Source organism: Sphingomonas sp. PEI4 (assembly GCF_056679955.1).
This window is the reverse complement of the sequence record NZ_CM155258.1, coordinates 283,912-309,033: the sequence shown is the minus strand read 5'-3', so window position 1 is coordinate 309,033 and position 25,122 is coordinate 283,912. Positions and strand designations below refer to the sequence as shown.

The following is a 25,122-nucleotide window of genomic DNA, read 5'->3' as shown; positions in this document are numbered from 1 at the left end:
GCGGCGTAGCCGCTTTGATCTCCGGGCAGGGCCGGGTCGATTACGCCGTCATGGACGACAACGTGACGGTGGTATCATCGCCCAATTGCGTCACGCTTTCCAGTGTCATGTAACGGCCCCGCTGAACCGCCCACTCATCGTTTTGCTCGAGCAGCAAGGCGCCGACCAGCCGGGTGATGGCATCCTCGTTGGGGAAGATGCCGACGACATTGGTGCGCCGCTTGATCTCGCCGTTGAGGCGTTCGAGTGGATTGGTGCTGTGCAGCTTGGTGCGATGCTGTGGCGGGAACGACATGTACGCGAGCACGTCCTCCTCGGCAGTGTCCATGAGCTTCGCGAGCTTGGGGACATTGGGCCTGAGTTGATCGGCGACCTTGCGCCACTGACCCTTGGCGGCTTCGGGCGTCTCCTGTGCGTACGCGGTGGCGATGAAGGCCGAGACGACGCGCCGCCCGCTCTTGCCGGCATGGGCCGTAGCGTTGCGCGCGAAATGTACGCGGCACCGCTGCCACGTGGCGCTGAACACGCGTGAGACGGCAGCTTTGATGCCCTCGTGGGCATCCGAGATGATGAGTTTCACGCCGCGTAGGCCCCGCCGCGCGAGGCCGCGGAGGAAGTCTGTCCAGAATGTCTCGGCCTCCGACGCACCGATCGCCATGCCGAGCACCTCGCGCCTGCCGTCACCGTTCACGCCGACCGCAATGGTGACCGCGACCGAGACGATCCGACCAGCCTGACGCACTTTCAGGTACGTCGCGTCGACCCACACGTATGGCCAGTCGCCTTCAATGGGGCGCTCGAGGAACGCCTTCACGCGGACGTCGATCTCCTCGCAAAGCCGGCTCACCTGGCTTTTCGAGATGCCGCTCATACCCATGGCCTTCACCAAATCGTCGACCGAACGGGTCGAGATGCCCTGGATGTATGCCTCCTGGACGACTGCGGTTAGCGCTTTCTCGGAAAGGCGCCGGGGCTCCAGAAAGGCGGGAAAGTAGCTGCCCGTCCTCAGCTTGGGGATACGCAGTTCAACGGTGCCGGCCCGCGTTTCCCAGTCCCGCTCGCGGTAACCGTTACGTTGCGCGAGGCGGTCACTGCTCTTCTCGCCATAACCCGCGCCGGTCAGACTACCGACCTCCAGGTCCATCAGCCGCTGCGCGGCAAAGCCAATCATTTCGCGTAGGAAATCTGCATCCGCGCTCTTTCCCACCAGCGCTTGCAGGTTCATCGTATCGTCGGTCATCGAAGGTCTCCGTTGGTTGAGTCTTGCAACCCAAACCTATCCGAAGATCTTCGATGGCCACCCGTGAACCTGACCGGCCGCTACAGCGCTGGATGATAGCGCGCGACCGGTCAGCTTCACTACCGCTGAGCTACACCACCAGCGGGGACACGACCCGAAGGCCGGGGCCCAATTGGTGAGGTTGTAGTAACGACGCGCATCGCTCTGTTGGCGACGTTCCCCAAGTGGGCCCCGGTCTTCGCCGGGGTGGTGCTGATATGACGGAGGAGCGGTGGCGACGACCCGATGCCCAGACACGACAACTCCTGCCCCTTGTTCTCCCGCGAAGGCGGGAGCCCAGGCTGGACTCCCGCCTTCGCGGGAGAACAAGGGGAGCGAACAGTCCTGGCTTGGGCCGCTATCCCAACCCCAAGCAAAGCTCCGGTTGCTCTCCCCGCGCGCCACCGCCTAAAGCCAACCACAATGGCTACCACGACAGACCCCCTCCAGCATCCCCTACGGATCGCGAATTTCCGCGCTTATTGGCTGTCCCGCTTCACCGGCACGATAGCCGTCAGCGCGATGTCGATCGTGATCGGGTGGCAGGTCTACAACATCGCCCGCGAGACGATGGACATCCGCGAGGCGGCCTTCATGCTCGGGATGATCGGGTTCGCGCAGTTCGTGCCGCTGTTCCTGCTGACCCCGATCACCGGGCTCGTCGCAGACAGCTTCGACCGCCGCTGGATCGTCCGCGGAACGACCGCGCTGCTAGTGCTCACCGCCGCGACTTTGTGGCTGCTGACCTGGACCGGACACCTTACGCTCGGCGTGCTGTTCGTCGCCGCGGTAGCGTTCGGCGTTGCCAGAGCCTTCTCCGGCCCGGCCTATTCCGCACTCGCGCCCAACCTCGTCCCCCGCGCCGTCCTCCCGACCGCCATCGCGATCAGCTCGATCGCGTGGCAGGTCGGCACGATCGCAGGCCCCAGCGTCGGCGGACTGCTCTACGCGATTCACCCGGAAGTCGCGTACGGCGTGGCGACGATCCTGTTCGTCGTCGCGCTCCTATTCATGTTCATGATCGGTCCGGTCCCGCAGCCCGCCGCGCAGACCGATCACCGCCCCCTCGCCCGCATCATCGAGGGCTTTACCTATGTGCGCCGCAACCGCCTCGTGCTCGCGACGATCACGCTCGACTTGTTCGCGGTGCTGCTGGCCGGCGCGACGTCGCTGCTGCCGGTCTACTCGCGTGACATCCTCCACGTCGGCTCGCAGGGGCTGGGCGTGCTCGCGGCGGGCATGGGCATCGGCGCGGCGGTGACTGCGATCTGGTTCTCGTTCCGCCCGATGAGCACGAACGTCGGAGTGAAGATGCTGATCGCGGTGATCGTGTTCGGCCTCGCGATCCTTACCTTCGGCGTCGCCACTCCGATCGTAACTCTGCTCGGCATTGCACCCGGCACCATCGCCGGTATCCCCGTCCAACCCGCCTTCATCCTCAGTCTCGTCGCGCTGATCGTCGCGGGTGGCGCTGACATGATCTCGGTCTATGTCCGCCAGTCGCTGATCCAGCTCCATACGCCGGATGCGATGCGCGGGCGCGTCAGCGCTGTTTCGCAGCTCACCATTTCCGCCTCGAACGAACTCGGCGAATTCGAGAGCGGCGTGATGGCGTCGCTGCTCGGTCCGGTCGGCGCAGTGGTGTTCGGCGGCGTCGGTGCTATTGCGATCACGATCGGCTGGGCGCGACTGTTCCCGGAACTTGGGCGCGCGAAAACCTTTGATCCCCCAGAGATCCTAGAGACCGAACCACAGCACGGAGAAGCCAAGCCATGAAGGCCAACTCGATCCTCGACACGATCGGCAACACGCCGCACATTCGCCTGTCGAAGCTGTTCCCCGAATCCGAAGTCTGGGTGAAGTCCGAACGTGCCAATCCCGGCGGCTCGATCAAGGACCGGGTTGCGCTCGCTATGGTCGAGACAGCGGAACGCGACGGCAGCCTGCTTCCGGGCGGTACGATCATCGAGCCGACCAGCGGCAACACCGGCATCGGCCTTGCGCTCGTCGCGGCGGTGAAAGGCTATAAAATCATTCTGGTCATGCCGGAGAGCATGTCGATCGAGCGTCGACGCCTGATGCTGGCTTATGGCGCAACGTTCGACCTGACCCCACGGGAGAAGGGCATGAAGGGCGCGATAGAGCGGGCGAAGGAACTAGTCGAGCAGACCCCCGGCGGATGGATGCCGCAGCAGTTCGAAAACCCTGCAAACATCGCCGTGCATGTAGCGACGACCGCGGAAGAAATTCTTGCAGATTTCCGCGACAGCCCGATCGACGTGATAATCACCGGCGTCGGCACGGGTGGTCATATCACCGCCGTCGCCGAGACGTTGAAGAAGGTCTGGCCTTCGCTCAAAGTCTACGCGGTCGAACCTGCCGCATCGCCGGTGATCGCCGGAGGCCAGCCCGGCCCGCATCCGATCCAGGGCATCGGCGCGGGCTTCATCCCGGTCAATCTCCATACCCAGGCGCTCGACGGCGTGATCGAGGTCGACGCCGCGGTGGCGAAGGACATGGCGCGCCGTTCGGCGACCGAAGAGGGTATGCTGGTGGGCATCAGCTCGGGCGCGACGCTGGCGGCGATCCTTCAGAAGCTGCCTGACCTGCCCGACGATGTCCGCGTGCTGGGCTTCAACTACGATACCGGCGAACGCTATCTGTCGGTCCCGGACTTCTTGCCCGAACAGTGACGCCTCCTCTCTCCGCGCGCGGTACTCAGGTGCTGCGCGCCACCCTCGTCGGCATTTCCACGCTGGCGATCGTTGGGCCTGCGCTGGTCGTCGCCAACGCACCCGTGATCGTCCAGCATTCGAAGCGGGTGGCCCTTCCCGCTGGCCGGGTCGTGCCGCAAGCCGAAGTCCCTGAGGTCGAGCCGGTGAAGTTCGTCGATCTCAGTCCCGAAGACGCGCGCGCATTCAACGCGACGGTGCCGTTCTCGACCGATCCCAACCCGGCCGCGCGCCCGTTCCGCTTCGCCGGCGGTCCGGACGATCTAGCGCGCGCCACCGACTGCATGGCCGCCGGCATCCTCTACGAAGCCGGGGACGACACGCTCGGCGAACGCGCGGTCGCGCAGGTCGTACTCAACCGCCTGCGCCACCCGGCCTTCCCGAAGACTGTGTGTGGCGTAGTCTTCGAAGGCCAGGACCGTTCCACCGGCTGCCAGTTCAGCTTCAGCTGCGACGGCGCGATCACCCGCTGGCGCCCGACCGACGACGCCTGGCGCCGCGCGCGCGAAGTCGCCGCTGCATCGCTCTCCGGCGCGGTGTTCAAGCAGGTCGGCTACGCGACGCACTACCATACCGATTGGGTCGTGCCGTACTGGCAGTCGAGCCTCGACAAGATCACCGCGGTCAACACGCATTTGTTCTTCCGCTGGTCCGGCTGGTGGGGCACGCCTCCGGCGTTCGGCCGCCATCCCGAAACCGTCGAGCCGGTGATCGCACAGCTCGCCGACCTTTCCGACGCGCACAAGACTGGCGCTGCACTTGCCGAGGCCGATGCGGCATTGGCGGAGGCATCGATCGCGATGGGGTTCGGCCCCGCTGCCGAGCCGACGCCTGCTCCTACCGCGCCAGTCGACAGTGATACGATTCTCGTGACGTTGCCCCGCAACCAGGCTGCGGACGCACTCGCCACGCTCGCGGCACAAGCCTGCGGTGACAAACCGTTCTGCCGCTACATGGCTTGGACGGACGGCAGCAAGGCGGCAACGTCGCTTCCGCTCGCACCCGCCCAGACGGCGGCGCTCAGTTTCAGTTATCTGCGGGATCGGGCGAGCGGCTACGAGAAGTCGCTGTGGAACTGCCGCCAGTTCAAGCGCGCCGACCCCGCTCAGTGCATGAAGGTCCAGGCGACGTTGACCGCGGTTCCGGTTCCGGCTGCTGCACCGCCAGGGTCGGTTCCCGCGACGGTCGAACTGAACGGCGTACGGCGCAAACCGCCTGCAACGACTCCGGCTGCTGCGACGCCGCCAACGCCAGCCGCTGCCGGAACCAAATAGCGCTCGCAAACTCCAATCTCGTTCGTGCCGAGTAAAGACTGAGTGGTCCACAAGACGTATGGAGGTACAGGCCGCGGCGCGCTGTCCCTCGACACGCACTTTCGACAAGCTCGATCGCTACTCGGGATGAACCGAATGGTTTGTTCGGACTCAATCGGAACAAGCGCAGCGGATCGCTTCGGCACCCCACCCCACCCGTTCGCCCTGAGCGAAGTCGAAGGGCATGCCCCAGCAGGTGCTTCGACTTCGCTTAGCACGAACGGGGGTTGGAATGGAGCGAGGCGGGCAAACGCCCCACGGAAAGGCGGGCGGATTATCTCAGCGATCCCCCGCCCGCACTCAGGCCGCCATGAACATCTCGGGCGGCAGTGCCATCAGCGACTCAGCCCCACCCTCGATCTTCCGACGGAGCGCACCCGCATCCGGCAGGATCCGCTCGGCGAAGAAGCGCGCCGTCACCAGCTTGGCGTCGAGGAACGCGGCCTCGCCCTCACCCGCCGCCTTCAGCTTTGCCGCACCAACCGCCATCCGCAGCCACATCGTGCCGACCGCGACGATCCCCATCAGGTGCATGTAGCTGACTGCGCCAGCGCCGACGTTCTCAGGGTTCTTCATGCCGTTGGCCATGAACCACATCGTCGCCGCCTGAAGCTGGCCGTTCGCCTTCTCCAGCGCCTCGGCGAACACGGCAGTCGCCGGATCACCCTTCGCCGCCGCGACATCGTCCGCAACCAGCTTGAAGAACGCCTGGATGCCGCGCCCGCCATTCTGCGCGAGCTTGCGACCGACCAGATCCATCGCCTGCACGCCGTTGGTGCCTTCGTAGATCTGGGCGATCCGCGCATCGCGGACATACTGCTCCATGCCCCATTCGGCGATGTAGCCGTGCCCGCCGTAAACCTGCTGCGAATTGGTCGCGATCGCATAGCCCATGTCGGTGCCATAGCCCTTGATGACTGGGGTCAGCAGCGAGATCATGTCGCCCGCCATCTGCCGCTCTTCCTCGGTCTCGGCATGATGCTCGAGATCGGCCTGAAGCGCGGTCCACAGGATCAGCGCGCGCAGGCCTTCGGTCAGCGACTTGCCCTCCATCAGCATGCGGCGGATGTCGGGATGGACGAACAGCGTGTCCGCCTTCTCCTGCGGCTCCTTCGGCCCGGTCAGCGCCCGACCCTGACGCCGGTCCTGCGCGTACTGAACAGCATTCTGGTAAGCGACTTCGGCGATACCCAGCCCCTGAAGCCCCACGCCGAGACGCGCGGCGTTCATCATGATGAACATCGCCGCGAGCCCCTTCATTTCCTCGCCAACGAGCCAACCCGTCGCCGAATCATAGTTCATCACGCAGGTCGAATTTGCGTGAATTCCCATCTTGTGCTCGATCGACCCACACGTAACGCCATTGCGTGCGCCGAGCGAACCGTCTTCGTTCACGAGGAATTTCGGCACGACGAACAGCGAGATGCCCTTCGAGCTGTCCGGCGCGCCGGGAGTCTTCGCCAGGACGAGGTGGATGATGTTCTCGGTCAGGTCGTGCTCGCCCGACGAGATGAAAATCTTCGTGCCCGAGATCGCGTAGGAGCCGTCGGCCTGCGGCTCGGCCTTGGTGCGGATCAGACCCAGGTCCGTGCCGCACTGTGGTTCGGTCAGGTTCATCGTCCCGCCCCATTCGCCCGACACCATCTTCGGCACGTACATTGCCTTCTGCGCGTCAGACCCCTTGGCGATCAGCGCGGCGATCGCGCCGTGCGTCAGGCCGGGATACATCGCGAACGCCATGTTCGACGAGATCATGTATTCCTGGAACGCGGTCGACACGACGTGCGGCATGCCCTGCCCGCCATATTCGGGCTGATTGCCGAGCGTCGCCCAGCCGCTCTCGACATACTGCTTGTAGGCTTCCTTGAAGCCGTCGGGCGTCGTCACCGAGCCGTCTTCGTGCCGCGTGCAACCCTGCTGGTCGCCCGACAGGTTAAGCGGGAACAGCACTTCGGCGACGAACTTGCCGCCCTCTTCGAGCACCGCGTCGACGACGTCGGGCGAGGCCGCATCGAAGCCGGGGAGGTTATTATAGCGATCGAGGCCGACGACATGCTCGAGGACGAAACGCGTGTCGCGGACGGGGGGCGTATACTGGGGCATGGTTTATCCTTGGTTGTCTTGGGCGCGGCTCACTTCGAGGAGGGCCACGAAACTGGTGAGTTCGTCGATGGCGAGATCGATATCGCGCTTCTGCGCGGTCAGCAGCGCGATCCGCGCCTGGCTCCGCTCGATCACGACCTGTCGCTGCGCACGGCGACCGTCGCCGAGATCGTAGAGGTCGATCATCTCGCGGATCTCGCCGAGGCTGAACCCGACGCGCTTGCCGCGCAGTATCCAGGCGAGCCGCGCGCGATCCCGGTGCGAATAGATTCGCTGCGTACCGCGACGCTCGGGTGCGATCAGGCCCTCGTCCTCGTAGAAGCGGAGCGCGCGCGCTGTGACGTCGAACTCGGCCGACAGGTCGGAGATCGTGAAGCTCTCACGGTCATGCCGCGGTTCGATCACCGCGTAGGACTGCGGGGTCGCCTGCAATCGAGAGGATGCTTGTGTCGCCATCCCCAGAGAAATAACTCCCGTTTACGTCAACGTCAACTGCCGCAAAGCAACTTTCCCTTTGTCGACCGTAGCGTCGCGGCCTCCGATCGGGATTCGCTCAGCCGGTCGACGGTCAGCGCCGCGAGCGACGCGCGGCCCGTGCAGAGCGACTCGCAAGCTTCGGGTATTTCGGCAGGAAACACGATCCGATCGCCATCGAAGCGCGCGTCGAACCTGCACGCGCCGAACGCGAGTTTCAGTGCTTCGGCCGACCGCTCGACGGTCCCCGACGCGGCGCACGCCTGATCCTCGCCATAGTCGATGCTGACACCGATCTTGGCGACCTTCTCGATCCCGACGACGCAAACGCGGTCCGTATCGCGCGCCCACGATCCTTGCAGCGGCGCGCTGGGGTCCGGTACGATCCCCGCCGTCTGGGCCGCAGCCTCCAGCCGAGACCCCGCGCTGTCCGCCACCGCGGCCGCCGGCTCCCGCCCGCACCCGCTCAACACCAAAGCGAGCAACAGCACCCGCCTCATTCGGCCGGCACCAGTTTGCCCCCCTCGATCCGCCGGAAGAAGCAGGTCCGCTCGCCGGTATGGCACGCCGGCCCCGCCGCATCCGCGATCACCCACACCGCATCCTGATCGCAGTCGATCCGCAGTTCGGCGACACGCAAGACGTTCCCCGACGTCTCGCCCTTCTTCCAGAGCTTTTCCCGGCTCCGTGACCAGAAGTGCGCCTCACCGGTCGCCTGCGTCTGCGCCAAAGCCTCCGCATTCATATGCGCGACCATCAGCACGTCGCCCGAGACACGATCGGTGACGACCGCGGTCAAAAGCCCGGCGGAATCGAATTTCGGATCGAGCGTAAAGCCCGTGTCGCGGCTGTTTGTCATGCCTCCGATATACCCGGAAAGCTGGGCGATGCGACGGACGGCGCGCAATCTTATTACAAATAGGCGACAAACGCGGGAACCGCTCCTATATGGCGGGCTCCGCACGACGTGAGATCCGGCATGCAGACGACCAATCCTTTCGATGACGACAAACTCCGCGAAGAATGCGGGGTGTTCGGCGTCTCCGCCACCGATGGCGCGGCCGCGCTCGTAGCTCTGGGGCTGCATGCGTTGCAGCACCGCGGGCAGGAAGCCGCTGGCATAACCACGTTCGACGGCGCCAATTTCCACACCCACCGCGCGATGGGCCATGTCGCGGGCAATTTCGACCGCGACGACGTGATCCGTTCGCTGCCCGGCACCGTCGCCTGCGGTCATGTCCGCTATTCGACGACCGGCGAGACCGCGCTGCGCAACGTCCAGCCGCTCTATGCCGAGCTGTCGACCGGTGGCTTCGCGATCGCGCACAACGGCAACATCTCGAACGCGATGCGGCTGCGTCGTGAGCTGGTTCGCCGCGGCTCGATCTTCCAGTCGACCAGCGATACCGAGACGATCATCCACCTCGTCGCGACCTCGAACTACCGGACGCTGCTCGATCGCTTCATCGATGCGCTCAAGCAGATCGAGGGCGCCTATTCGTTGATCGTGATGACGCCGGAGGGCATGATCGCCTGCCGCGATCCGCTCGGCATCCGTCCGCTGGTGATGGGCAAGCTCGGCGAGGCGGTGATCTTCGCCTCCGAGACGGTCGCGCTCGATGTCGTCGGCGCCACCTTCGTCCGCGCGATCGAGCCGGGCGAACTCGTGATCGTCCAGGGGTCGGAGATCCGGTCGATCCGCCCGTTCGCCCCGATGGCGGCGCGGCCGTGCATCTTCGAATGGGTCTATTTCTCGCGCCCCGATTCGATCGTCGGCGATCACTCGATCTATTCGGTGCGCAAAGCGATTGGCGCACAGCTCGCGATCGAATCGCCGGTCGATGCCGATCTCGTCATCCCGGTTCCCGACTCGGGCACGCCGGCGGCGATCGGCTATGCGCAGCAATCGGGCATTCCGTTCGAGCTGGGCATCATCCGCTCGCATTATGTCGGCCGCACGTTCATTTCGCCCGGCGACAAGGTCCGCCACCTCGGCGTGAAGCTCAAGCACAACGCCAACCGCGCGCTGATCAAGGGCAAGCGGGTCATCCTCGTCGACGATTCGATCGTTCGCGGCACCACCTCGCTCAAGATCGTCGAGATGATGCGCGAGGCGGGTGCTGCCGAAGTCCATATGCGGATCGCCAGCCCGCCGACGCGGCACTCGTGCTTCTACGGCGTCGACACGCCCGAGCGCGAGAAGCTGCTCGCGGCCAAGCTCGATCTCGGCGGCATGACCGGCTTCATCCATGCCGACAGCCTCAACTTCATCTCGATCGACGGCCTCTACAAGGCGCTTGGCGAGGCGAAGCGTGCGGATGTCCGACCGAAATATTGCGATGCGTGCTTCACCGGCGACTATCCGACGACGCTGACCGACCATGACGAAGGCTCGGAAGTTGACCAGTTCGCGATGCTCGCCGAACGCGTCATCTGATACTCCCGGAGTTGTTATGACGGACAAGCCTCTCGAAGGCCGGCTGGCCTTGGTCACCGGTGCCAGCCGCGGCATCGGCGCTGCGACTGCGATCGCGCTGGCGGCAAAGGGCGCGCACGTCGTCCTGACGGCGCGGACGCCCGGCGGTCTCGAAGAGGTCGAAGCGGCGATCCACGCGGCCGGCGGCTCGGCAACGATCGCTCCGCTTGATCTGGCCGAGGGCGAAGCCATCGCGCGCCTCGCGACCGCGATCGGCGACCGCTGGGATGCGCTGGATATTTTGGTGCTCAACGCGGGCATGCTCGGCTCGCTGTCGTCGGTCCCGGCGATCGATCCGAAGGAAATGGCGCAGGTCCTGACGCTCAACGTCAGCGCGCAGGCAGCGCTGATCGCGGCGTTCGATCCGATGCTGAAGAAGGCGAAGTCGGCGCGCGTGATCGGCGTGACCTCCAGCGTAGGCCGCAAGCCCCGCGCTTATTGGGGCCTCTACGGCGCGTCGAAGGCGGCGTTCGAAACGCTGCTCGGTGCCTATGGCGACGAGATGGCCGAGATCAGCGCGATCCGCACCGCGGTCGTCGATCCCGGCGCGACGCGCACGAAGATGCGCGCGCGCGCCTATCCAGGCGAAGATCCGAGTTCGGTCAAGGAACCAATTGTAGTGGCTGACCGGATCGTGGCGCTAGCAATCGAAGGCTTCCAACCCGGCCATTTCGAGCGAGTCGCCTAACCGTTCTCCTGCGAACGCAGGAGCCCAGGGTCACAATCGCCACTGCCCGTTACCCTGGATTCCTGCGTACGCAGGAAAACGCTACCGCTTCACCAGCGTAACCTGCGCGACATCGATCCCGCCGCCAAGAAACCCGCCCTCGCAGTACATCAGATAATACCGCCATAACGCCACGAACCGAGCATCGAACCGCGCCGGCAACCGCCCCTCCGCGACCGCGGCATCGAACGCCACGCGCCACCGCCGCAGCGTCTCGGCATAGTGCAACCCGAACCCGCGCCGGTCTTCCCAAACGAGCCCCCGCGCCTCCGCCAGCGCGCGAAACCGCGACTCGGACAACAGCATCCCGCCCGGAAAAACGTAGCGTTGGATGAAGTCCACACTCCGCGAATACGAATCGAAGATCGCATCGTCGATCGAGATATACTGCAACGCCGCGCGCCCACCCGGCTTCAACGCACGCGCGATCGCATCGAGATACACCGGCCAATATTCCTCGCCGACCGCCTCGACCATCTCGATGCTTGCCACCGCATCATAGGTGCCGGTAACGTCCCGGTAATCGGTCAGCGCCACGCGAACACCATCGAGCCCCGCCGCCGCGATCCGGTCATCGACCTGCCGTTTCTGCTCGGTCGACAGCGTCAACGCATGCACGCCAACACCCGCGCGCGCCGCCATCTCGGCAAACGATCCCCAGCCGCAGCCGATCTCCAGGATCGTATCGCCCGCCCCCGCGCGTGTCCGGTCGAGGATCGCACGCAACTTGGTCGCCTGCGCTGCCTCATGCGGCTCGGCAGCGTCGATCGGCTCGGCGAAGATCGCGCTCGAATAGGTGAGGCTCGGATCGAGCCATGTCTCGTAGAAATCGTTGCCGAGATCGTAATGCGCCGCGATATTCTTCCGCGAGCCGGTCGGGTCGTTACGCCGCATCCGGTGCCACGCCCGCGCCGCCAACCGCACCACGCCGCCTGATCGCGCAGAACTCCCGAGCGAGCGGCGGTTGCGCATGAACAGGTCGAACAGCGGCACCGGATCGGGGCTCGACCAGTCGCCTGCCGCCCAGCCCTCGTACCAGCCGACCGACCCCGCCGTCGCCAACCGTACCAGCGCACGCCAACGATGCACCGTAACGACCGGCAAAGGCCCCGACGCCCGTCCGCCGATCAGCCGCCGCGTGCCATCGGGCAGTCGCGCATCGATCCCGCCGCTCTCCAACCCCGCATCGATCCGGTCGAGCAGGCGGTGGAACACGGGCGCGACGACGCGAGCGACCGTGGAAACCTGCGCGGCGGGCACATCATCGAAAGCGGGAACGGCGGTCATCGCGGCGCTCCATGCAACAGGGGGCCCAGCGAGGAAAGAGGCAGGCGTCAAACACTCGAATATGGGGCCAGCCGCACACCCCTCGCCAAACCGTCATCCTGACGAAGTGCAAAGGTGGCCGCTACTCAACGCGCGTGCCGCCCCGCCTCGAGCGCGCGCTCCCGCCCTTCCCGGTGCCCGACGATCTTCGCCGGATAGTCACGCGGCCGGCAACCCGACTCCTCTGGATCGTGGATCGCCGCACCCGACACCGTCGCCAACTCCGGCACCCACTCCCGGATATAGTCCCCCGCATCGAACTTCTCCGACTGCGACAACGGCGCCATGATCCGCCCGAACATATTCGAATCCACCCCGGTCCCCGACACCCACTGCCAGTTCACCGAATTATTCCCGTAATCCGCATCGACCAGGCAATCCCAGAACCACCGCTCCCCCTCGCGCCAATCGATCAGCAGGTGCTTGATCAGGAAGCTCGCCGTGATCATCCGCACGCGGTTATGCATCCACCCGGTCGCCCAGAGCTGGCGCATCCCGGCGTCGACGATCGGATAGCCGGTCCTGCCCTCCTGCCACGCCTTCAGGTCAGCCTCGGCGTCCTCGCCGGACCGCCAAGGCAATTTGTCGAACTTGGGGCGCCCGTTCGTGTCGCCGTAATCCGGCATCGTCAGCACGACGCCATCGGTGAAATCCCGCCAAGCCAGTTCCTTGCGGAACGTCGTCGCATCACCGTGGCCATCGACCGCATGCCACACGGTTCGCGGCGAAATCTCCCCGAAATGCAGATGCGGCGACAGTCGCGAGGTGCCCTCGATCGCCGGCATGTTGCGATCAACGTCGTACGCCTCGACGATCGACGCCATCGCCTTCGCATTCTCCAGCGCCTGCGCCTCGCCCGGCGCCCAGCCGTCGAAGCCCGTCGACCAGTCCGGCTTGGTCGGCAGCAGATTCCAATCCGCGAGCGTCTCGCTCGTCGGCCAGGTCTCGGGTGCGGGAATAGTCCTCGGTGCAGGCTCGGGCTCACGCGGCGGCATCATCTGGTTGAGCGCCTTCCAGAACGAGGAATACACCTTGAACTGCCCGCCCGAGCCCGTCTTCACGTCCTCGACACGCGCGAGGTGATTGCCCTCATGAAGGCACAGTCGATCGCCAAGCGCTGCCTCGGCCTTGCGCCACCACGGCTCGTAATGCCGGATCGCATGCACCTGCTCGGCACCGGTTTCCGCCATCAGCGCCGTCAACACCTCGACTGCATTCCCCCGCCGAAGGATCAGCTTCGATCCCTTGTCGGCCAGCGACTTCCCAAAGGCGTCGAGCGTATGATGCAGCCACCAGCGCTGCGCCCCGCCCATCTTCCATTTCCCCGGCGCATCGTCGTCGAGCACATAGACCGGGATCACCGTCCCCGCATGCGCGGCGGCGATCAGTGCGGGTTGATCGTGAAGGCGAAGGTCCTGGCGCAGCCAGAGCAGGGAAGGTGTCGTCATCGTGCGCTCAATGCACCAATCCGCAGTCCGGCGTCATGCGCACCCGCAAAAGTTTGCCCAAGCGTCATAATCGCGGCGACGTGCCGTTCGGCGATCGCCAGCGCGTCCTCGCCGTACCCGCCGCCGACCGTACTCGCGAGCGGCACGTCCCGCGCAATCGCGAGGCCAGCGACCAGCCGCTCCCGCCGCGCCAGACCGTCCAAGGTCAGCGCCAGCCGCCCCAGCCGATCACCGTCGAACGGATCCACGCCAGCCTGATACAGGATCAACTCCGGCCGAAACTCGTCGAGCAACGGCACCAGGGTCGCCTCCAGCGTCGCTAGATAGACGTCGTCGCCCACCTTGTCCGGCAGCGGCACATCGATCGTCGACCGCGCCTTTCGCACCGGAAAATTCTTCTCTGCGTGGATCGAATAGGTCGCGATCTCCGGCCGTCCTGCGAGCAGCGCCGCGGTCCCGTCGCCTTGATGCACGTCGCAATCGACCACGAGCACACGCGCCACCCGCCCCTCGTCGATCAGCCGCGCCGCCGCGACTGCGAGATCGTTGAACACGCAAAACCCCGCGCCGGTGTTCGCCAGCGCATGATGGCTCCCACCCGCCGTGTTCGCCGCAAACCCGTGTTCCAGCGCGAGACACGCCGCGAGCCACGTCCCGTGCGGCACCATCGCCGCGCGCGACGCAACCGCCGCCGTCACCGGAAACCCGATCCGCCGCTCCTTCTCCTTCGGCACCTCCGCGCGGAGCACTTCGGCGACGTAATCCTCGTCATGCACCGCCTCCAGCCACGCGGTCGGCGTCGTCTCGGCCCGGTGCCACGCGACCGCCTCGCCTTTTCCAAGCAGCAGGTCGCGGATCAGCCCGTTCTTGTTCCAGCGATAGGTCGAGCGCGCGGGCGCGGGGGTGACATAGTCGGGATGGTGGACGACATGGATCATGCTCCGTAGGTAGGAGCGCGCCTGCCGAGCCCCAAGCTGCCCGAGCCCCAAGCACCTGCGTTGCGGAGACTATTTTGACCGACGTTTCGACCCTGCCCTACCGTCCCTGCGCCGGGATCATGCTGATCAATGCCGAGGGGAAGGTGTTCGTCGGCCAGCGCAACGATTCGCCGCTGGAGGCATGGCAGATGCCGCAGGGCGGGATCGACCCCGGCGAGGACGCCGAAGCCGCCGCATTGCGCGAACTCGGCGAGGAAACCGGCGTCATGCCGGACAAGGTCGAGCTGATCGCGGAGGCTCCCGGCACGTTCGTCTACGATCTCCCCCCCGAACTGCTGGGGAAAGTCTGGAAAGGCAAATGGCGCGGTCAGACGCAGCGCTGGTTCCTCTACCGCTTCCACGGCACCGACGCCGACGTGAACATCGCCACCGAGCACGAGGAATTCCGAGCGTGGCGCTGGAGCGATCCCGCCGACCTGCCGCGGCTGATCGTGCCGTTCAAGAAGGCGTTGTACGAACAGGTACTCGCCGCCTTCGCGCCACATCTCGGCGCAACCTCGAAACGCTGAGCAGTTCCCAATCCGCGACGCTGCCGTTACGGAACGACTGTGCGCCGCTTAGCCCCTATCCTTCTCGCCCCGCTGCTCCTGGCGAACGCGCCCGATCCGCAATCGGTGATGATCCCCGAGACGATCCGCGCGATGCTCGACGCGGCGCTGGCGGCGGGGAACGAGGCCGACGTCAACACGATAGCCAAATATGCGCGCGCCGCCGATCCACTCAGCGGCGACGCGGTGCTCGCGATCGCCGAGAAGTGGAAAGAAGATCGCGCCGCACAACGGACGCAGGTCATCCGCCAAGCCAGCTTTCTCGACCTGTGGAGCGGCAGGGCGGAAGTGGGCGGCTATCTGACGACCGGCAATTCCGACACGGCGGGCGGCACCGCGGTCCTCGACCTCAACCGCGAAGGCCTGCGCTGGCGTCACAAATTCCATGCTCAGGCAGATTATCAGTCGAACCTCGACATCACGACGCGCGAGCACTACCTCGCCTCGTACGAGCCCAACTACAAGGTCGACGACCGCGCCTATATCTACGGCGTCGCGCAATATGAAGGCGACCGGTTCCTCGGCTATTTCAACCGTTATTCGACCTCGATCGGCGCGGGTTACAGCGTCATCAAGACCGCCGGCACCAAGCTCGATCTCGAACTCGGGCCAGCATACCGTCATACCGAGTTCACCGACGATACCACGCAAAGCAGCATTGCCGCACGCGGGACGGCCAATTTCAGCGTTCGGATCCTCAGCGGCCTGTCCGTCAGCCAAGTCGCGTCCGCCTATGTCCAGCGGTTCAACAGTACGCTCAGCGGCACCACCTCGGTCAACGCCAAGCTGATCGGGCCACTTTCGGCGTCGCTATCTTACAGCGTCCAGTATGAGAGCGAGCCGCCGATCGGCTCGGTCTCGACCGACACGACCAGCCGCGCCTCGCTGGTCTACAGCTTCTGACGCTGTTCCCACGCGCGCCCGGCCTCGCTAGGGTCGCGTGATGAGGGGACTTTCAACGATCGAGCGCGATGCCGTCGACACGGCGGGCGCTGCACCGATGCTGGCACAGGTGGAGACGTGGGCTGCCGTCAACAGCGGCACGCGCAACCTTGCAGGGCTCGCCACGATGGCCCGATTGCTCGGCGACGCGTTTGCGAGCCTGCCGGGCGAGATTTCCCTAGTCGAACCGACACCAGTCGACAGCGTCGGCGCGGATGGAGTGGTCTCCGCGATCGAGCACGGCATGCATCTGCACCTCGTCGTCCGTGCCGACGCGCCGATTCGCATGCTGTTCACGGGCCACATGGACACGGTCTATCCCGTCGATCACGCGTTTCAGTCACTGCGATGGCGCGAAGACGGCCGGCTGAACGGCCCGGGCGTCGCGGACATGAAGGGCGGGCTCGCGGTGATGCTCGCGGCGCTCCGAGCGGTCGAGGCCAGTCCCCTCGCCGCCCGGATCGGCTATGACGTCGTCATCAACTCGGACGAGGAAACCGGCTCCTTCTCGTCCGCCGCGCTGCTGGCCCGCGCCGCGCACGGCAAGGTCGCCGCGCTGACCTACGAACCGGCGCTCGCCGATGGGACGCTTGCCGGTGCGCGTGGCGGCACGGGAAACTTCTCGATCATCGTCCACGGCCGCAGTGCGCACGCGGGGCGCAATCCCGAGGACGGCCGCAACGCGCTCGTCGCGGCCGCGGACATCGCGGTGCGGCTGTCGAAGGTCCGCGGACCCAGCCTCGCGGTGAACCCGGCGCGGATCGAGGGCGGCGGCCCGAACAACGTCGTCCCCGATCTCGCCATCCTGCGCATCAACTTTCGCCCTGCGACGCTCGACGAGATCGCGCGGGCGCAGTCGCATATCGACTCCGCGGTGGCGATCGTCGCCGCCGAGCACGACGTCCAGATCGAAGTCCATGGCAGCTTCAACCGCCCCCCGAAACCGATCGACGCGGGCGCCGCGCGCCTGTTCGATCTGGTCAAGAGTTCTGGTGCGGATCTCGGTCTCGACATCGCCTGGAAGGCGACCGGCGGCGTCTGCGACGGCAACAACATCGCGGCCGCCGGCGTGCCCGTGGTCGACACGATGGGGGTTCGCGGCGGCGCGATCCATTCGACCGACGAATTCATGATCCCCGACAGCCTCGCCGAGCGCGCGGCGCTGTCGGCGGTCACCATATTGCGTATCGCGGAGGGCCGGTTGTGAGTTTCAGGATCCGGGCCGCGGTCGACGACGATCTCCAGCACCTCTACGAAATGGCCAAGCTGACGGGCGGCGGGTTTACCAACCTGCCCCCCGATCGCCGCGCGTTGACTGCCAAGCTTGAACGCAGCCACGCCGCCTTCGCGCGTACCGACGGCCCGGTCCAGGACGAGCTGTTCGTACTCATCCTCGAAAACATCGAGACGAAGGAGGTACGCGGCACCTGCCAGATCTTCACGCAGGTCGGACAGAGCTACCCGTTCTACAGCTACCGGATCGGCCAACTCACCCAGCACAGCCGCGAGCTGAACCGTACCTTTCGCGCCGACATGCTCACGCTCGCCACCGACCTCGAAGGCGCGAGCGAGGTCGGCGGCCTGTTCCTGCACCCTGGCGAACGCGCGGGCGGCTTGGGCCTGCTGCTCGCCCGTAGCCGCTACCTCTTCATCAAGATGCACCGCGCGCGCTTCGCCGACCGCATCCTTGCCGAACTACGCGGTGTGATCGACGAGGCAGGAGGCTCGCCGTTCTGGGACGGACTCGCGGGACGCTTCTTCGGAATGAATTTCCAGGACGCAGATCAGTTCAATGCGACCAACGGCCACCAGTTCATCGCCGACCTGATGCCCAAGCACCCGATCTACACCGCGATGCTGACCGAGACCGCGCGCGCCGCGATCGGCCTGCCCCACCCCTCTGGCCGCGCGGCGATGCGGATGCTGGAGAACGAAGGCTTCGCGTTCGAGAACTATGTCGACATCTTCGACGGCGGCCCGACCATGACCGCGCGCACCGACCGCGTCCGCTCGATCGCAAACGCGCGTGAAGACGCTCTCGTCGGGATCGACCGCGACGGTGGAACGCAAGCCCTCGTGGCAACTGGCCAACTTGCAAATTTCCGCGCCGCGTTCGGTTGTGTTCGGGTGACGAGCGAGGGGGCGATTTTGTCAGAAGATTGCGCGCGAGCGCTCCGCGTCGGCAAAGACGACCGCGTTGTTCACGTCCCCCGGCTGTGAACCGCTCACTGTCGGGTTAATTTACAGTTAACTAATTCAAAGAAGGCGCAAAACGCCGGTTTCCGCCGTTGGTACGCATCTTGCTCAGCATCCGAAATGTGGAACCGCTTTGCTCGCCTCTTCATCATCAAGACCAAGTTCGAGGCTTTTCTCGTAATATACGGCCTCGGGCTCGGCGCGGTCGAACGCGGCCGCCATTATCTCGATCTTTATCCGGGATATGGCGGCTGGCTGCTGTTTGCAGCCTGTCCGGTGGCCGTCTTCATGGCGGGCGGACGGATCATCGACTCGCTCGATCACGCCCGCAACGGCTAAACGAGCAGTTAAGTTTTCTGCTGTGCCAGATGAAGGTATCGGCTCGAGAAATCGGCCAGTTCACGTAACGCATCCCATTGCGGAAACCCGATGCGGCGGCGATTACGGCTGATCAGCCCGTCGGCCTCCAGCGACTTGATCGTTCGGTTGACGTGTACCGCGGTAAGGCCAAGCGCGTCGCCGAGCTGTTCCTGGCTCATTGGCAATTCGTAGCCGTGCTCCCCCGTGAGCCCCTGCATGTCCAGCCGGATGGCGAATTCACATAGGAAATGCGCGAGCCGCGATCGTGCATCGCGACGACCGATATTAAGGATCCATTCGCGGAAGATCGAACCCTCAACCAAGGTATTCACGAAAATCGCATTGCCGATCGCCGCACGTTCGCGTGCCAGTTCACGGAGCGCGGTACGTGGAATCGTTGCTACTTCCGCCCGCGTCAGGGTCTGAACATTGTGATCGGCAACGTCGAGAAACAGATGCTGGAAGTCCAGCGCTTCGCCTGGAATATGCAGCGACACGATCTGGCGCATTCCTGCCCCGGTGAGCTTCTGGCGATAGGCGAACCCCGACAGCAGCACCGCGCATTGCTCCGGCGCATCTCCCTCGCGCACCAGATACGAGGAAGGTTCGAATGTTTTCAGTGTGTAAGGAAGAGCGAACAGTGCGGCGCGATCGTCAGCATCGAGAACGGCATGCGTTTCCAGCTTTCGAACCATCAGCGCCAAGGGGCTGGACGTGCCGGCCATTGGTGATCTCCCGCGATTATCGGGGCGGGAGCACATGCATCTCTCGGCCGTCAGTGCCCAAAATATCGCCTGACGATAAATCGTTTTAACATACCCGAAGTGATTTTGTTTCAATATTTGTTGCGCAAGGCCAACAAAACTCAATTAATCTCGTTCATCTGCCAAATATAATCCGCTTGCCACGACCGCAGGATTCGGCCCGTGAAAAAGGCTCAGCAAGACATTTAGCTAGGTTATACCGCCTCAACGAACAAATGTTCTATCTCAAGCAAGCTTTACTCTTGATTATGAGCATCCAAATACCGGTTTCAGTTCGACTGACGGCATCGCGGCTGGATGGTTCCGGTCCGGCGTTCGCGCGCGATATTATTCAAGCACGGTGCCGCGGCGGGGTGGTCCAGCGAGAAACACGTTGCAGACGGCCATGGGCCGGCGACGTCAGATAGACAGTTGCGTCAAGTCAGTTTGCCGTGGAGACCCGATCGTGTCAGGATCCGACGGGAAGCGCGCGCCGTCATCGAGGTCCGTCAGCGCTGCATGAAGGCAATCGATACAGTCGCTCAGCTTTGCGCCAAGCATGGCATTGTCGCCTTCATCGGCAATCCGTAACGCCTCCTCGATGAGAAACGCCATGGATTTCAACCGTGCGATCGTCTGCGCCTTGCTATGCATCACGCCCCCGTTTCTGCTGCAGCACACTATGCTCGTCCTCGAGGCAAAAGCCAACTGGACGGACATGAACCGAGAACGGGCGCGCGTCCGCGTGATGGTGTTAATCTGTGCGCGCCTCCTTCCAACGCTGCGCAAGACCGGCCATGACCATGTCCACCGTGTCGACCTGGGCCGCAATGCGCTGATGCAATAGCCCCGCTGCGTCGCGAAAGCGGCGGGCCAGTGCATTGTCGGGTACGATCCCCTGCCCCACTTCGTTCGAGACGAGAATGATGCGCCCCTTCAACCCGGCGATCGTCATCACCAGATCATCCGTTCGCGCTGCGATGGCCTCGTCTGCGAGCAACAGGTTCGACACCCACAGCGTCAGGCAATCGACCAGCATGAGCACGTCGGCACCATCCTCCGCGATCAACGTGGCGGCGAGAGCGGTCGGCGCCTCGACCGTCCGCCAGCGCGCGTCGCGATCCGCGCGATGCCGGCTAATGCGATCTTCCATCTCGCCATCGAACGCCTGCGCGGTCGCGACATAGACGAGCCGAGCGCCATCTCGCTCCGCCGCCGTTTCCGCAACGGCCTGCGCATGACGGCTCTTGCCCGACCGCGCGCCGCCCAGCACGAACAGGCTATTACCGAACGGGGCCCCAACCGATTGCATTCCGCCATCTCCTTCGTGCTTGCGGCTCGCGACCGGAATGACGATGAGGCTCGCAAGATCAAGCGAAAGCGCCTGATCGCGTGAAAGACCCTATGAACGCGCTGCGCATCCACGGCGGACGGATCGACATTGCCGCCGCTCACTATCCCGACGCGCCGCGCCCCTGGCTCGATCTGTCGACCGGGATCAATCCTCACGCCTGGAACGCCGATCCCATGCCCTCGGTCGATCTGCACCGCCTGCCTTCGCCGGCCGACCTACAGGCGTTGGAAGCTGCCGCGGCCGCGGTGTTCGGTACGAGCGCAGACCGCGTCGTGGCGTTGCCTGGCAGCGAGATCGGCTTGCGGCGGTTGCCCCATCTCGGCCTGCCCGCTCCTGTTCGGTTCGTCGCACCGAGCTACGCCACGCACGCCGACGCCATCCCCGGCGCGACACCGATCGCCCGCGCCGCGATCGATACGGTCGACAATGGCACACTGTTGCTGGCCAACCCCAACAACCCGGACGGTCTGCTCGATGCACCCGATCGGCTGGTGAAAGTTGCGCGCAAAGGCGTCTGGCTTGTGGTCGATGAAGCCTTTGCGGACGTTGCGCCGGATTCGAGCATCGTTCCCCTGCTGTCGCCCGAAGACCACGCCATCGTCTTCCGATCATTCGGTAAGTTCTTTGGCCTGCCGGGTATCAGGCTCGGGTTCATGATCGCTCCACCGTTGCAGGCAGCCGAGATGCGCCGGCAGTTGGGAAGCTGGCCGATATCCGCGCATGCCATCTCCTATGGTATCGCCGCGTACCGCGATACCGGCTGGATCGCCCGGGCGCGCACGTCGATCGCGGACCGTGCTGCGCGGCTTGATGCCTTGCTCTCCCGCCACGGTCTTCTGGCCAGCGGTGATTGCGCACTGTTCCGCCTGATCGACACCGACGATTCGGAGGCGCTGTTCGAGCGGTTCGCTCGCGCCGGCATCCTAACGCGAACCTTCGACCATTCGCCGCGTTGGCTCCGTATCGGCGTGCCGGGCGACGAAGCGTCGTTCGCGCGGCTGGACCGAGCGCTCGCGCATGACTGAACCCGTTGCGGCGCTTGCAATCATCGTCGACATCGCGATCGGCTGGCCGGCGGCGCTTTATGCCAAGGTCGGCCACCCGGTCGGCGCGTTCGCACGGTTGATCGGCTGGGCTGAAACGCGCTGGAACCGTCCTGTTTCATCAAGCGCGACCCGCCGTGCTGCCGGCGTCCTGACGATTGCGCTGGTCATCGCAGCAGGGGCGGGCGGCGCATGGCTGGTCGCCGAGCTTGCCCGGTTCACATTTGGCCACGCTGCGTGGATCGCAATAGGCCTGATGGCGGCACCCGGCCTCGCGATCCGCAGCCTCCACGATCACGTCGTACCGATCGCCCGCGCATTGCAGGAAGCCGATCTCGAAACCGCGCGCGCACGCGTCGCGATGATCGTGGGCCGGGACGTCGCGATGCTCGACGAAGCCGGTGTCGCTCGTGCCGCGATCGAGAGTCTTGCGGAAAGCGTCTGCGATGGCGTGGTCGCACCGTTGTTCTGGTTATTGGTGGCAGGGCTGCCCGGCCTGTGGGCGTACAAGGCAATCAACACCGCCGACAGCCTGATCGGGCACCGCGAGGACCGCTGGCGCGCATTCGGCTGGGCCGCGGCGCGCACGGACGACATCGCCAATTTGATCCCAGCGCGGATCAGCGGCGTACTGCTCTGTATCGCCGGCGGTGGCGGCTGGCGGACGATGCTGCGAGACGCCGGGAAACACGCTTCGCCCAATGCCGGCTGGCCCGAAGCGGCAATGGCCGGCGCGCTCGACCTGCGTCTGGCCGGGCCGATCGCCTATGACGGCCTTGTCACCGACAAGCCCTATATCGGTGTCGGCCGCATCAACGTCACGGTGGTGGACCTTCACGGCGCGCTCGCCATCTATCGCCGAGCCTGCGTCCTACTCCTCCTCATTGCCGGAGCGATCGCATGGCTGCGCTGATGCTGCAGGGAACCGGATCCGACGTCGGCAAGTCGGTGCTGGTCGCCGGACTCTGCCGTGCGTTCGCCAATCGCGGGCTGTCGGTCCGCCCCTTCAAGCCGCAGAACATGTCGAACAACGCGGCGGTCACTGCGGACGGCGGCGAGATCGGTCGCGCGCAGGCGACGCAGGCGATCGCCTGCCGCGTCGCGCCGAGCGTCGACATGAACCCGGTGCTGCTGAAGCCGCAGGGCGATCGCACCTCGCAACTGATCGTCCGCGGGCAGGTCCGCGGTACGCTCGCCGCCGCGCGCTGGCGCGAGGGACGGGCCGGATTGCTGGTCGACGTCCTCGACAGTTTCGAGCGCCTGTCCGCGAACTGCGATCTGGTCATCGTCGAGGGAGCAGGCAGCCCCGCCGAGATCAATCTGCGCGATGGCGATATCGCCAATATGGGCTTTGCGCGTGCCGCCGACGTACCCGTCGTCCTGGTCGGCGACATCGACCGCGGCGGCGTCATCGCGTCGCTGGTCGGCACGCGCGCCGTGATCGATCCAGCGGACGCAGCGATGATCCACGGCTTTCTCATCAACAAATTCCGTGGCGATGCAGCGCTGTTCGACGACGGCTATCGCGCGATCGAGGCGCGCAGCGGATGGCGGGGCTACGGTGTAGTACCTTGGCTCGCCGACGCCGTGCGGCTACCGAGCGAGGACGCGGTGATCCTCGAACGGCCTGCCGCGTCGACCTCCCGAAGCGTTACGATCGCCTGCCCCATCACGCCGCGGATCGCCAATTTCGACGACCTCGATCCGCTCCGGCTCGAACCCGGCGTCTCGCTGCTGATGATCCCGCCCGGCACGGCGATCCCCGATGTCGACATGATCGTCCTTGCCGGATCGAAGGCGACGATCCCCGATCTCGCGTTCCTCCGTGCGCAAGGCTGGGACATTGACATCCGCGCCCATCATCGGCGCGGCAAGCCGGTTCTGGGGCTCTGTGGCGGCTACCAGATGCTCGGACGCAGCATCGCCGATCCGCACGGGATCGAGGGCCCGACGGGCACCGTCGAAGGGCTCGGGTTGCTCGACATCGATACCGTCCTCACCGCGACCAAGACGCTCGAACGGGTCGAAGGCAGCGCGGGCGGCGCACGGTTCGAGGGCTATGAGATGCACATGGGCGAGACTGTGGGCGCTGGTCTGGATCGTCCCGTCGGTCATCGCGCCGACGGCAGCCCCGAAGGCGCGAGAAGTGCGGACGGGCTCGTCGCAGGCAGCTATGTCCACGGCTTGCTGGCTCTCGCCGAACAGCGCTCGGTCTGGCTTGCGCGGATCGGTGTCGATGCGGTCGGGCCCGATCACGCAGCCTCGATCGACGCGGCGCTCGACGCGATCGCGGCCACGCTCGAGCGTCACCTCGATCTCGACGCGATGCTGGCGTTAGCGCAGCGTGCCGGCCATCACGCCACCAACGGCTAGCACGAGCAACACCCCGGTCTCGACGATCTCGATCCCGGCACCGTGGGCATCGCCAGTTACGCCACCCAACGTCCGCCGCAACCAGGCGGCGACGCCGAGCACGAGAAACGGAACGATCACCAGCGCCGGGGCGACGACCGCCGCCAGCGCGAGAACCAGTCCCCAGCCAGTCAGGTCCTGTCGCCGCACCGCACCCGCGACCGCCGCTCCCAAGCCGCCGGTTCGGATTGGTGGCAACAGCCTGGCCCAGGCGAGCGGCCCCATCCGTGCAGCGAACGGCACCAGGATGACGACCCACCAGCTTGCCATCCCAACCGCATGAAGCAGCACCAGCTTGGCGATCATCTGGCTGACGATCGCGACGACGCCGAAGCTGCCGATATGCGGGTCCGCCATCACCGCCAGCAGCCGCGACTGGTCACCGTGCGCCGCACCCAAACCATCGGCAAGATCGGCCAATCCGTCGAGATGCAACGCGCCGGTGACTGCGACCCACGTCAGCAGCGCGGCACAGGCGCCTGCCCACGGGTCGATCAGCGCACCGAGCCATCCAGCCGCCGCAACCAGAACGCCGACCGCCAGTCCGACGATCGGGTAGAAGCGTATCGCCTCGGCAAAACCGCTTGGCCCGACGGTCACGCACGGCATCGGCAAGCGCGTCAGGAAGCCGAAAGCGACAACCATCCG

The 25,122-nt window shown here is 65.3% G+C and carries 25 protein-coding genes; 13 read left to right on the top strand and 12 right to left on the bottom strand.

Annotated elements, in window-relative coordinates; translation table 11 throughout:
• Positions 1-40 precede the first annotated feature (40 nt).
• A complete protein-coding gene (locus AC1MLZ_RS01380) occupies positions 41-1,240 on the bottom strand; it encodes an IS256 family transposase (RefSeq protein WP_480958258.1) in 1,200 nt (399 codons plus the stop codon).
• A 462-nt stretch (positions 1,241-1,702) separates the two neighbouring features.
• On the opposite strand from AC1MLZ_RS01380, the gene AC1MLZ_RS01375 reads away from it, so the two are divergent.
• The 3 genes from AC1MLZ_RS01375 to AC1MLZ_RS01365 are packed head-to-tail and all read left to right on the top strand — an operon-like array spanning position 1,703 to position 5,285.
• Positions 1,703-3,055: an MFS transporter gene (locus AC1MLZ_RS01375; protein ID WP_480960101.1), complete on the top strand. Its 1,353-nt coding sequence runs from the start codon at positions 1,703-1,705 to the stop codon at positions 3,053-3,055.
• A complete protein-coding gene (gene cysK / locus AC1MLZ_RS01370) occupies positions 3,052-3,972 on the top strand; it encodes a cysteine synthase A (protein WP_480960100.1) in 921 nt (306 codons plus the stop codon). The genes AC1MLZ_RS01375 and cysK overlap by 4 nt, the downstream gene beginning before the upstream one ends.
• Positions 3,969-5,285, top strand: a complete 1,317-nt coding sequence (locus AC1MLZ_RS01365) for a cell wall hydrolase (protein ID WP_480960099.1) — start codon at positions 3,969-3,971, stop codon at positions 5,283-5,285. The genes cysK and AC1MLZ_RS01365 overlap by 4 nt, the downstream gene beginning before the upstream one ends.
• 339 nt (positions 5,286-5,624) lie before the next feature.
• Here the strand turns inward: AC1MLZ_RS01365 and AC1MLZ_RS01360 are convergent, their stop codons facing one another.
• The 4 genes from AC1MLZ_RS01360 to hisI are packed head-to-tail and all read right to left on the bottom strand — an operon-like array spanning position 5,625 to position 8,760.
• On the bottom strand, positions 5,625-7,427 hold the full coding sequence (locus tag AC1MLZ_RS01360; RefSeq protein ID WP_480960098.1) for an acyl-CoA dehydrogenase C-terminal domain-containing protein: 1,803 nt from the start codon (positions 7,425-7,427) through the stop codon (positions 5,625-5,627).
• 3 nt (positions 7,428-7,430) lie between these two features.
• Positions 7,431-7,883, bottom strand: a complete 453-nt coding sequence (locus tag AC1MLZ_RS01355; protein ID WP_480960097.1) for a MerR family transcriptional regulator — start codon at positions 7,881-7,883, stop codon at positions 7,431-7,433.
• A gap of 32 nt (positions 7,884-7,915) precedes the next feature.
• A complete protein-coding gene (locus AC1MLZ_RS01350; protein ID WP_480960096.1) occupies positions 7,916-8,401 on the bottom strand; it encodes a hypothetical protein in 486 nt (161 codons plus the stop codon).
• Complete coding sequence (hisI, locus tag AC1MLZ_RS01345; RefSeq protein WP_480960095.1) at positions 8,398-8,760, bottom strand: phosphoribosyl-AMP cyclohydrolase; 363 nt, start codon at positions 8,758-8,760, stop codon at positions 8,398-8,400. Before hisI ends, AC1MLZ_RS01350 begins: the two co-directional genes overlap by 4 nt.
• Positions 8,761-8,880: 120 nt before the next feature.
• Here hisI and purF point away from each other — a divergent pair, with 120 nt between their 5' ends.
• Positions 8,881-10,338: an amidophosphoribosyltransferase gene (purF, locus tag AC1MLZ_RS01340; protein ID WP_480960094.1), complete on the top strand. Its 1,458-nt coding sequence runs from the start codon at positions 8,881-8,883 to the stop codon at positions 10,336-10,338.
• A 16-nt stretch (positions 10,339-10,354) separates the two neighbouring features.
• Entirely contained in the window at positions 10,355-11,065 is a 711-nt protein-coding gene (locus AC1MLZ_RS01335) for an SDR family NAD(P)-dependent oxidoreductase (protein WP_480960093.1), read from the top strand.
• An 81-nt stretch (positions 11,066-11,146) separates the two neighbouring features.
• Here AC1MLZ_RS01335 and AC1MLZ_RS01330 read toward each other — a convergent pair whose 3' ends face one another.
• The 3 genes from AC1MLZ_RS01330 to AC1MLZ_RS01320 form a co-directional block, all read right to left on the bottom strand.
• Positions 11,147-12,391, bottom strand: coding sequence for a class I SAM-dependent methyltransferase (locus AC1MLZ_RS01330; RefSeq protein WP_480960092.1), 1,245 nt, complete (start codon positions 12,389-12,391; stop codon positions 11,147-11,149).
• A gap of 125 nt (positions 12,392-12,516) precedes the next feature.
• Positions 12,517-13,878 carry a cryptochrome/photolyase family protein gene (locus AC1MLZ_RS01325; RefSeq protein WP_480960091.1) on the bottom strand — a complete coding sequence of 454 codons (1,362 nt, stop codon included), beginning with the start codon at positions 13,876-13,878 and terminating at the stop codon, positions 12,517-12,519.
• Complete coding sequence (locus tag AC1MLZ_RS01320) at positions 13,875-14,816, bottom strand: histone deacetylase family protein (protein ID WP_480960090.1); 942 nt, start codon at positions 14,814-14,816, stop codon at positions 13,875-13,877. The genes AC1MLZ_RS01325 and AC1MLZ_RS01320 overlap by 4 nt, the downstream gene beginning before the upstream one ends.
• A 74-nt stretch (positions 14,817-14,890) precedes the next feature.
• Between AC1MLZ_RS01320 and AC1MLZ_RS01315 the strand changes: the two genes are divergently transcribed.
• From AC1MLZ_RS01315 to AC1MLZ_RS01295, 5 genes are all read left to right on the top strand, one after another.
• The gene (locus AC1MLZ_RS01315; RefSeq protein WP_480960089.1) at positions 14,891-15,385 is read left to right on the top strand and encodes an RNA pyrophosphohydrolase; all 495 of its coding nucleotides are present in this window, start codon (positions 14,891-14,893) and stop codon (positions 15,383-15,385) included.
• A gap of 39 nt (positions 15,386-15,424) precedes the next feature.
• A complete protein-coding gene (locus tag AC1MLZ_RS01310) occupies positions 15,425-16,327 on the top strand; it encodes a DUF481 domain-containing protein (protein ID WP_480960088.1) in 903 nt (300 codons plus the stop codon).
• Positions 16,328-16,367: 40 nt separating this feature from the next.
• Positions 16,368-17,573, top strand: coding sequence for a hydrolase (locus tag AC1MLZ_RS01305; RefSeq protein WP_480960087.1), 1,206 nt, complete (start codon positions 16,368-16,370; stop codon positions 17,571-17,573).
• On the top strand, positions 17,570-18,586 hold the full coding sequence (locus AC1MLZ_RS01300) for an arginine N-succinyltransferase (RefSeq protein WP_480960086.1): 1,017 nt from the start codon (positions 17,570-17,572) through the stop codon (positions 18,584-18,586). The genes AC1MLZ_RS01305 and AC1MLZ_RS01300 overlap by 4 nt, the downstream gene beginning before the upstream one ends.
• Before the next feature lie 96 nt (positions 18,587-18,682).
• Positions 18,683-18,901, top strand: coding sequence for a hypothetical protein (locus AC1MLZ_RS01295; protein WP_192975560.1), 219 nt, complete (start codon positions 18,683-18,685; stop codon positions 18,899-18,901).
• A gap of 8 nt (positions 18,902-18,909) precedes the next feature.
• Here AC1MLZ_RS01295 and AC1MLZ_RS01290 read toward each other — a convergent pair whose 3' ends face one another.
• The 3 genes from AC1MLZ_RS01290 to cobU form a co-directional block, all read right to left on the bottom strand.
• Complete coding sequence (locus AC1MLZ_RS01290) at positions 18,910-19,647, bottom strand: Crp/Fnr family transcriptional regulator (protein ID WP_480960085.1); 738 nt, start codon at positions 19,645-19,647, stop codon at positions 18,910-18,912.
• Between the two features lie 438 nt (positions 19,648-20,085).
• Positions 20,086-20,319, bottom strand: coding sequence for a hypothetical protein (locus AC1MLZ_RS01285; RefSeq protein WP_480960084.1), 234 nt, complete (start codon positions 20,317-20,319; stop codon positions 20,086-20,088).
• Between the two features lie 100 nt (positions 20,320-20,419).
• Positions 20,420-20,977, bottom strand: coding sequence for a bifunctional adenosylcobinamide kinase/adenosylcobinamide-phosphate guanylyltransferase (gene cobU / locus AC1MLZ_RS01280; protein ID WP_480960083.1), 558 nt, complete (start codon positions 20,975-20,977; stop codon positions 20,420-20,422).
• 80 nt (positions 20,978-21,057) lie between these two features.
• Between cobU and AC1MLZ_RS01275 the strand changes: the two genes are divergently transcribed.
• From AC1MLZ_RS01275 to AC1MLZ_RS01265, 3 genes are read left to right on the top strand one after another with little or no spacing between them, the layout of a single operon-like run.
• A complete protein-coding gene (locus AC1MLZ_RS01275; RefSeq protein WP_480960082.1) occupies positions 21,058-22,044 on the top strand; it encodes a threonine-phosphate decarboxylase in 987 nt (328 codons plus the stop codon).
• Positions 22,037-22,975, top strand: a complete 939-nt coding sequence (cbiB, locus tag AC1MLZ_RS01270; protein ID WP_480960081.1) for an adenosylcobinamide-phosphate synthase CbiB — start codon at positions 22,037-22,039, stop codon at positions 22,973-22,975. The genes AC1MLZ_RS01275 and cbiB overlap by 8 nt, the downstream gene beginning before the upstream one ends.
• Positions 22,963-24,435 carry a cobyric acid synthase gene (locus tag AC1MLZ_RS01265; protein WP_480960080.1) on the top strand — a complete coding sequence of 491 codons (1,473 nt, stop codon included), beginning with the start codon at positions 22,963-22,965 and terminating at the stop codon, positions 24,433-24,435. The genes cbiB and AC1MLZ_RS01265 overlap by 13 nt, the downstream gene beginning before the upstream one ends.
• On the opposite strand, the gene cobS is transcribed toward AC1MLZ_RS01265, so the two are convergent.
• Positions 24,397-25,119, bottom strand: coding sequence for an adenosylcobinamide-GDP ribazoletransferase (gene cobS, locus AC1MLZ_RS01260; RefSeq protein ID WP_480960079.1), 723 nt, complete (start codon positions 25,117-25,119; stop codon positions 24,397-24,399). The two genes, AC1MLZ_RS01265 and cobS, sit on opposite strands and share 39 nt — an antisense overlap.
• Between the last annotated feature and the right edge of the window lie 3 nt (positions 25,120-25,122).

Coding starts and splice junctions, on each gene's coding strand:
- AC1MLZ_RS01380 (WP_480958258.1), bottom strand. CDS start 1,240: ATGACCGACGATACGATGAACCTGCAAGCGCTGGTGGGAAAGAGCGCG.
- AC1MLZ_RS01375 (WP_480960101.1), top strand. CDS start 1,703: ATGGCTACCACGACAGACCCCCTCCAGCATCCCCTACGGATCGCGAAT.
- cysK (WP_480960100.1), top strand. CDS start 3,052: ATGAAGGCCAACTCGATCCTCGACACGATCGGCAACACGCCGCACATT.
- AC1MLZ_RS01360 (WP_480960098.1), bottom strand. CDS start 7,427: ATGCCCCAGTATACGCCCCCCGTCCGCGACACGCGTTTCGTCCTCGAG.
- AC1MLZ_RS01355 (WP_480960097.1), bottom strand. CDS start 7,883: ATGGCGACACAAGCATCCTCTCGATTGCAGGCGACCCCGCAGTCCTAC.
- AC1MLZ_RS01350 (WP_480960096.1), bottom strand. CDS start 8,401: ATGAGGCGGGTGCTGTTGCTCGCTTTGGTGTTGAGCGGGTGCGGGCGG.
- hisI (WP_480960095.1), bottom strand. CDS start 8,760: ATGACAAACAGCCGCGACACGGGCTTTACGCTCGATCCGAAATTCGAT.
- purF (WP_480960094.1), top strand. CDS start 8,881: ATGCAGACGACCAATCCTTTCGATGACGACAAACTCCGCGAAGAATGC.
- AC1MLZ_RS01335 (WP_480960093.1), top strand. CDS start 10,355: ATGACGGACAAGCCTCTCGAAGGCCGGCTGGCCTTGGTCACCGGTGCC.
- AC1MLZ_RS01330 (WP_480960092.1), bottom strand. CDS start 12,391: ATGACCGCCGTTCCCGCTTTCGATGATGTGCCCGCCGCGCAGGTTTCC.
- AC1MLZ_RS01325 (WP_480960091.1), bottom strand. CDS start 13,878: ATGACGACACCTTCCCTGCTCTGGCTGCGCCAGGACCTTCGCCTTCAC.
- AC1MLZ_RS01320 (WP_480960090.1), bottom strand. CDS start 14,816: ATGATCCATGTCGTCCACCATCCCGACTATGTCACCCCCGCGCCCGCG.
- AC1MLZ_RS01305 (WP_480960087.1), top strand. CDS start 16,368: ATGAGGGGACTTTCAACGATCGAGCGCGATGCCGTCGACACGGCGGGC.
- AC1MLZ_RS01295 (WP_192975560.1), top strand. CDS start 18,683: ATGTGGAACCGCTTTGCTCGCCTCTTCATCATCAAGACCAAGTTCGAG.
- AC1MLZ_RS01290 (WP_480960085.1), bottom strand. CDS start 19,647: ATGGCCGGCACGTCCAGCCCCTTGGCGCTGATGGTTCGAAAGCTGGAA.
- AC1MLZ_RS01285 (WP_480960084.1), bottom strand. CDS start 20,319: ATGCATAGCAAGGCGCAGACGATCGCACGGTTGAAATCCATGGCGTTT.
- cobU (WP_480960083.1), bottom strand. CDS start 20,977: ATGCAATCGGTTGGGGCCCCGTTCGGTAATAGCCTGTTCGTGCTGGGC.
- cbiB (WP_480960081.1), top strand. CDS start 22,037: ATGACTGAACCCGTTGCGGCGCTTGCAATCATCGTCGACATCGCGATC.
- AC1MLZ_RS01265 (WP_480960080.1), top strand. CDS start 22,963: ATGGCTGCGCTGATGCTGCAGGGAACCGGATCCGACGTCGGCAAGTCG.
- cobS (WP_480960079.1), bottom strand. CDS start 25,119: ATGGTTGTCGCTTTCGGCTTCCTGACGCGCTTGCCGATGCCGTGCGTG.